General features: G+C 56.8%; 1 protein-coding gene and 2 pseudogenes. All 3 read right to left on the bottom strand.

The window, feature by feature from the left end:
• Positions 1–134: 134 nt before the first annotated feature.
• Positions 135–560 (bottom strand): annotated as a pseudogene (locus tag ABG80_RS10000) (transposase family protein); the annotation flags it as partial.
• A 464-nt stretch (positions 561–1,024) separates the two neighbouring features.
• Positions 1,025–2,035 (bottom strand): porin, encoded by a 1,011-nt coding sequence (locus ABG80_RS09995; protein WP_058087553.1) that lies wholly within the window; start codon positions 2,033–2,035, stop codon positions 1,025–1,027.
• Positions 2,036–2,239: 204 nt separating this feature from the next.
• Positions 2,240–2,452, bottom strand: a pseudogene (locus ABG80_RS21400) (DNA cytosine methyltransferase); the annotation flags it as partial.
• Positions 2,453–2,593 lie beyond the last annotated feature (141 nt).

Raw genomic sequence — 2,593 nt, 5'->3', positions numbered from 1 at the left:
CAGGCCGCCACCATGGCCGCCTTGAAGGTCAAAAAGCTCAGCAACGAACTCCAGTTATCCCTCCTGTAGTGGCACGCTGACTAGGTCAACCTAGTCAAATCAACCACTTACAGCATTTGGTGTCGAACTCGGGAGTACTCAATGCGCCGCCACAGGGGCTTGTCGGCACAACGCAGCAGTGCAGCGGCTTGCCGCACCGGCAGCTCACGGCACAGCGACAACGCCAAGGCTTCAAACAGCGCCGTAAAGCCAGAGCCTTCGCGAGCCCAGGGCACACCCACCTGCGTGGTCTTGCCGCAGCCAGTGCAGGCCACCCGCGGCACATCGGCGTGCAGCCAGGCTTCGAACTGGAAAAAATCAAGGTGTCGCCACGAGCGGCGAAGGCGGTCATGGATGCCTTGCGCCGGGGTGTTGCAGTGCGGGCAACTGAGCAACTTGGCGTTGCAGCGCACCTCAAAGTCGATGCGCCGCTTGGCTGTGTCCAGATCCACCTTGGCCACCTCCCACGGCGCAACCAAACCCAATGCGCTGGTAAACAGCGTTTCAACTCCAACGCTCACGAGACAGCCTCCAGTTCATGCACTACAAGGCCGCATGGGCATGTGGACAAGCCGCTCTGCGACTTGCCCACATGCCCACACGGCGCTACGACCACCACCGATTGTCGCCGTTGGTTTCCACACGAAACGACGAGGGGCCATCAGTTGGTGAATGAACAAAGCGGCGATTTTGACTTACCGCGAACTGGCTCTGCGCCCGGTACACGCCGAGCGCCGCAAATCACTCTCCTGAACGCCAAACCCTGGTGGTGAACCTGACACCTGGGCGGGAAAATCGAGTGTCTCAGCCGGCTTGATGGCGCTTCCGCGGTGCGATACTTGGCCTCATGCGGTTAAAACGCCTATCCGTTGACGCGATAACCGGTGTTGGCGTTCGAAATCGCCAAGCACGTCCAAATCCTGAAGAGCGATTGGTCTGCAATCGCCCATTCAGTGCATCGATTTATCGATGCACGGTTTACCCGTTAAAACAAATGCCGCACGCCGACCGCAAACACCGATGGATCGGTGCCGAGCGCCGCTGCCGCTAGCTTCGTGCCCGACGATTCCATACCGAATTGGCCGATAGCGTTGTTGCGCAGCGTGGCATACGAGGTATACAGGCTGGTCCGGTTCGACAGCGGATATGCATATGCAACCGCAAAACCCTTGCCCTTGGCGCCGGATTCGATCTTGTTCTGCTGGAGGTTGGCATACAAGCGGCCGCTACCCAAGCCAACCGATGCGCCGAGGTTGAACTGTTCGAACTTGATGTTTGCTCCGTCCGGATCGGAGACCAGATAGTTTGCCTTCACGTCAAACGCGCCGAAATTGTAGCCGGCGCCAACTGCGTACTCCTTGTCGTCGCCGGCGGCAACGCGCTTGGACGTCTGGTAGGCGGCGCCCAGGAACAGCGAACCATTTGAGTAGTCGACCCCCAGGCCGAGCAAATCTTTCGACGGTCCCGTGGCTTGTTCGCCCAGGGCATACGCGAGGCGGCCCACCAAGCCGTTGAACGCCGGCGTTTTGTAATTGATCGAATTGTCTAAACGGCGTGTCAAACGATTACGGGCGCTACCGAACGCACTCAGGGAGCCACCAGCAAAGCTCAGTTCCATAATGTCGGAAGGGCTAGCCAAGCTATCGATCGGCGAGTACTCGCGGCCCAGCGTCACTGTGCCGAAGCCGCCTTTGAGACCGACGATCGCACGGCGATTAAAAAAAGTAGACGTGCTAGAGCTTTGTCCGGTAGTGAGATCGATGCCGGACTCAAGATTGAAAAGGGCATTCAGGCCGCCTCCCAGATCTTCGGTACCGCGAAAGCCCAGACGGCTGCTGGACCGACCGCCGTTGTTGAGTTTCACGACCTTGTTGCTGCCGTCATTCTCGGCCGCTACGGCGGCATCAGCGATCCCATAGATCGTGACGCTGGATTGCGCGACAGCCGCGAACGGAATTGATGCGAGCAGTGCCGCAGCAACAAATTTATATTGCATTTAAATCTCCGGGAAGTCAGCAGGAAAAAATTTTCAACATTGATACTGTATTCACATCGGCACCGATGGTATCAATCCTATATTACAGTTGCGTGACATGCGACGGCAATGTTGGTAAAATGCAACACTGCCCTGTGATTCAGAAGCCAGTATGGTAACTGTTCAGCCCACTATAAGAGCCTGTCAAGACTCGTGTGATCATGTACCCATCAGGCGCGCACATTCACGCGGGGTCAGGCGGCGCGGATTTTTCTGCTCTCCCTGATATACCAGAATTTCTGATCCATCCTTGTGATAACGCGCTGATAAGGTACGTGTGACTGAATCTTTATGCGCCAGCCCATAGCCAAATCCATTGCCAAATCCATTGCCCGCTGCGCGGTGCTTGGCCGCATAGTTTTGCAGATAGACCCACAGATTGTCGGGCACCCGAGTTCGACACCAAATGCTGTAAGTGGTTGATTTGACTAGGTTGACCTAGTCAGCGTGCCACTACAGGAGGGATAACTGGAGTTCGTTGCTGAGCTTTTTGACCTTCAAGGCGGCCATGGTGGCGGC

Source organism: Aquabacterium parvum (assembly GCF_001447195.1).
Lineage (GTDB): Bacteria > Pseudomonadota > Gammaproteobacteria > Burkholderiales > Burkholderiaceae_C > Aquabacterium > Aquabacterium parvum.
This window is presented reverse-complemented; position numbering and strand designations above follow the sequence as displayed.

What these genes read in the sequence shown, in the direction of transcription:
- ABG80_RS09995 (WP_058087553.1), bottom strand. Translation starts at nt 2,035, where the DNA reads ATGCAATATAAATTTGTTGCTGCGGCACTGCTCGCATCAATTCCGTTC.